Raw genomic sequence first — 4,607 nt, 5'->3', positions numbered from 1 at the left:
GCCGCCTGGGCGGCGGGGGTGACCTGGGCGGCGAGCGCGGGCGCCTGGGCGAGCAGGCCGGGCACCTCGTCGCGGACCAGCGCGGCGGCGCCCTCGAACTGGCCGACGGCGGTCTCCAGGTGCACCCGGGGGCAGTCCGTGAGCACGGTCCGCGCGGTGGCGAGGGCGTCGGGCACCTGGCCCAACCGCGAAGCGAGGCGGGCCAGCCGCTCCTCGGCGGGCGCGAACGGCCGGGCGAGCAGCGCGTGGATCAGGCCACCCGGGTTGTGCGTCAGGGGGTCCCACTCGTGGTCGCGCACCTCGGTCAGGGCGTAGAGGGTGCGGTCGACGAGGTTGGTCAGCTGGGCGTGGTCGACCTGTTCGGGGACGTCGAGCGCGTCCACGTCGAGGGAGCTGAGCGCGTCGGCCGCGTCGCGGAGGACGACGACCCGGGCCGCGACCGCGTCGGCGCTCCAGTCGGGCAGTTCTCCGTCGACCCGGTGGTCGCCGGCCCGGCGGGCCAGGCCGGGATCGGCCGCGAGGAGCTCGTCGACGACGCGGGCGGCGAGGGCGGGGAACTCGGGGACCATGAGGGCAACCTACCCCGCATCTCCGACCGTTCACGTCCACGCAGGTCGATGGTGGTTTACGCGTAGCCCGCCAGGTGCTACCTTGTCTGGGAGCGCTTCCATGGGAACGCTCCCAGATCTTGATCAGCCAAGACGTGATCGGCACCACCGCACAGCCACGAACCATCCTCCGAGGGGTCGGGGGGTTCGCCCGAGCGCCGCGGGCGGGCCCCCCGAGTGGCTTATCGGGGGTCTTGCCTCGGTTGCCGGCCGTGGCTCGGGTGTCACGAACGGTTAACCGTCCCGTCACGCGCCCACGGTACGTTGCCGTGGTGGTCACGATGCGCGACACCGCATCTCCGCCCGCCCGGGAGATGGCTCCCCCGCGGGCCGTTTTGCCGCACGTTCTCGATGACAACGACGACACGCCTCTGCTCGCGCCGGTCACCCGGCAGCTGAGTTGGGAGCGCGTCCACGAGCTGAGCCAGACCCCCCGCCACCACGCCGGCACCGGGCCCGACGCCGAACAGCGCCTCATCACCCGCGTCCGCCGCACCGCCACCGTGCAGCGCGGCACCCGGATGAAGAAGATCTTCACGGCGGCCCAGCTCCCCGGGTTCCTGGCCGGCCGGCTCATCTCCGGCTTCTGCTACCGGTCGACCGACCTCGCGGACCTGCGCACGGCCGCCGACCTGAGCATCCTCACCGGCGCTCAACCAGCCCCCGGCGCCGCCCACGACGTCGTCTTCGTGCTGCGCTGGCGCGCCACCGACCCCATCGACTACGACATCCCGTTCGCCGCCCCGGTCGACGACCTCCCGGCCTACCCGGGGCTCACCAACATCCCGCCGCACGAGCGCATCGGCCCGCCCGTCCTCGGCACGGGCTTCGCACCGAGCCGCCAGCACCTGATCCCCGAGTTCGTCACGACCGACCTCGCCGACCTCCCCCTGCCCGCGAACTCCACGATCGTGGCGCACACGGCCGCCGGCGACGAGGTCCCCCTCTACTCCTACCTGCCCGAGCAGCGCGCCTGGCTGCGCCTGTTCGGCCCCCAGTGGCGCAACCTGCTCGCCGGCGCCCCCGGCCTCCAGATCGACCAGGAGTACGTCGCGACGAACACCGACGCGGCCGCCCCGACCACCCGCCTCGTGGGCCACTTCCACGGCGAGCTCTACGACGCCCTGGCCGACCCGCCCCACGAGTTCCGCGTCCTGGCCCGCGGCCGCGCCCCGCACTTCCTGCTGGAGACCCTGGCCCGCCGCACCTGCCGCGCCACCTGGCGGGGCGTGCCCTGCACGGTCGTCCGCACCGAGGGCGACTGGCTGCGCCTGCGCATCAGCCACCCCGACGCCCAGTCGATCCTCGACCTGGGCGCCCAGTGCGTCGAGCGCGGCATCTACGAGGTCTGGGCCCCCCTCAGCGAGTGCGCCGACCTCCACGAAACCGAAACCCCCTACCCCCTCTGACCCGCCACGACGGAACCCCACGGTGCATCCGTCCGCCCCGCGCCCCGCCATTGCCGCAGACTCCCCATTGGCCAAGGCGACCGTCTGGCGAGCTGAGCGCGACCGCACGCCACCAAGGGCGACCTCTTGGCGGGCTCGAACATCGCCGGGACGACTCACTCCTATCAGCGCGTTCGGCGTCTCACCCGCGATCGCGTCATCTCATGGCGGACCCCTGCGCGGGCCGCGTCGAACCGTCGCCGGATGTGTACAGCTCGCGGGGTGCGGCGCCTGCCTCCTCACTACAAGTGCACATCTAGCGCCCCAGCCCAACAGCCATTCGCCACATGCTCACAGTTGGCGAAGCGCGACGCCCTCACCCCCGCCACATGTGCACATCTGGCCGGGGTGAGCGGCGCCGACGCTCGCTACACGAGCGTGGACCTGCCCCGGAGCGTCACGCCGCTGTGCGGGTGGCGCCCCGGGGCGTCGCGGGTCAGGAGGCCAGGCGGGCCAGTTCCTCGTCGACGACGGACGGGTCCAGCTTCTTGAAGACCGGCTTCGGGGCGGACAGCGGGCGGCCGGCGGGCAGCTCCACGTGCTCCCAACGGGCACCGACCGTGTAGTCACCCATGATCACCGGGTACCCCGGGCCGCCGTCGAGGTCCTCGACCTCGCGGATCTCGGGCATCGGCGCGTGTACGCCCTGGCCGCCGAGCAGCTCGTGGATCTTCTGAGCGGCGTGCGGCAGGAACGGGGTGAGCAGCGTGTTCAGGTCGCTGACCGCCTGCAGCGCGACGTAGAGGATCGTCGCGAGCCGGTCCCGCCGCTCGGGCTCCTTGATCTTCCAGGGCGCCTGGTCGGAGAGGTACTTGTTGGCTTCGCCGACGACCCGCATCGCCTCGGTGATCGCGGCCTTCTGGCGGTGCGTGGCGATCAGCGAGCCGACCGTGTCGAACGCGCCCCGCACGGAGTCGAGCAGCGCCGAATCCTCGGCGGTCAACGACGAGGGCACCGGCACCGAGCCGAAGTTCTTCGCGGCCATCGAGATCGACCGGTTGACGAGGTTGCCCCAGCCCGCGACGAGCTCGTCGTTGTTGCGCCGCACGAACTCCGACCAGGTGAAGTCCGTGTCGGTGGACTCCGGCCCGGCGACCGCGACGAAGTACCGCAGCGCGTCGGCGTCGTAGCGGGACAGGAAGTCGCGCACGTAGATCACGACACGCTGCGACGAGGAGAACTTGCGGCCCTCCATCGTCAGGAACTCGCTCGACACGACCTCGGTCGGCAGGGCCAGCTTCCCCAGCGGACCCGGCTCGCCGCCCTTGGTGCCCTCGCCGTTGTAGGCGAGCAGCTCGGCGGGCCAGATCTGCGCGTGGAAGGTGATGTTGTCCTTGCCCATGAAGTAGTAGGACGTCGCCCCGGCGTCGGCCGCCCACCAGCGCTTCCACGCCTCGGGGTCGCCGGTGCGGCGCGCCCACTCCACCGCCGCCGACAGGTAGCCGACGACCGCGTCGAACCACACGTACAGGCGCTTGTTGGGGTTGTCCTGCCAGCCCGGCAGCGGCACGGGGATGCCCCAGTCGATGTCGCGGGTCATGGCCCGCGGCCGCACGTCATCAAGAAGATTCGTGGCGAACTTGAGCACGTTCGGGCGCCAGTCCGTGCGCGTCTGCAGCCACTCGCCCATCGCGGGCGCCAGCGCCGGCAGGTCGAGGAAGAAGTGCTCGGTCTCGATGAACTTCGGGGTCTCGCCGTTGATCCGCGACCTCGGGTTGATCAGCTCCTCGGGGTCGAGCTGGCTGCCGCAGTTGTCACACTGGTCGCCGCGCGCGCTGGCGTAGCCGCACTTGGGGCAGGTGCCCTCGATGTAGCGGTCGGGCAGCGTGCGCCCGGTCGACGGGGAGATCGCGCCGTGCGTGGTCTGCTCGATCATGTACCCGTTGCCGTGGACGCCGCGGAACAGCTCCTGCACGACCGCGTAGTGGTTGCGGGTCGTGGTCCGGGTGAACAGGTCGTACGACAGGCCCAGCGCGACCAGGTCCTCCACGATGACGCGGTTGTACCGGTCGGCCAGCTCGCGGGGCCCGACGCCCTCCTTCTCCGCCTCGACGAGGATCGGCGTCCCGTGCTCGTCGGTCCCGGAGATCATGAGCACGTCGTTGCCGGCCATGCGTTGGTACCGGCTGAAGACGTCGGAGGGGACCCCGAAGCCCGACACATGACCGATGTGGCGCGGGCCGTTGGCATAGGGCCAGGCGACCGCGGAGAGGACGTGACTCATGGTTAGCCAGCCTAGTGACCGCGTCCGGGGGTTCGCGACGAGGTTAGTCGCGCGCCTTCCGGAGGAGCGCATTTCTCCGGAGGAAGGTCAGCGACCTTCAACACTGCCGGACGCGGCGCGGCGCACACCCACCGAGGTCGGGTCGGTGTCCAATGAGATCCGTGACGCAGCAGCCACCGGAGGACGAGACCGGCCGCGGCGCGCCCTGGCCGGCGCCCAGCCCGGACGCCACATGGTGGCGCGACGAGCGCCCGGGAGACGCCCCGGCCGGCACCGACCCGGATGCCGGCGTGGTGCGGCCCGCCGAGCCGCCCGAGCCGGTGCCGG

General features: G+C 71.9%; 3 protein-coding genes. 1 reads left to right on the top strand and 2 read right to left on the bottom strand.

Annotated elements, in window-relative coordinates; all coding sequences use genetic code 11:
- Positions 1-569: DUF885 family protein (locus ABD211_RS29170; RefSeq protein ID WP_344138766.1), on the bottom strand; the 569-nt coding region annotated here is incomplete at its 3' end.
- A 320-nt stretch (positions 570-889) separates the two neighbouring features.
- Here ABD211_RS29170 and ABD211_RS29165 point away from each other — a divergent pair.
- Positions 890-2,017 (top strand): hypothetical protein, encoded by a 1,128-nt coding sequence (locus ABD211_RS29165; RefSeq protein WP_344138764.1) that lies wholly within the window; start codon positions 890-892, stop codon positions 2,015-2,017.
- Between the two features lie 475 nt (positions 2,018-2,492).
- Here ABD211_RS29165 and metG read toward each other — a convergent pair whose 3' ends face one another.
- Complete coding sequence (gene metG, locus ABD211_RS29160; protein WP_344138762.1) at positions 2,493-4,280, bottom strand: methionine--tRNA ligase; 1,788 nt, start codon at positions 4,278-4,280, stop codon at positions 2,493-2,495.
- Positions 4,281-4,607: the final 327 nt, after the last annotated feature.

This window comes from Luedemannella flava (assembly GCF_039528515.1).
GTDB lineage: Bacteria > Actinomycetota > Actinomycetes > Mycobacteriales > Micromonosporaceae > Luedemannella > Luedemannella flava.
This window is presented reverse-complemented; position numbering and strand designations above follow the sequence as displayed.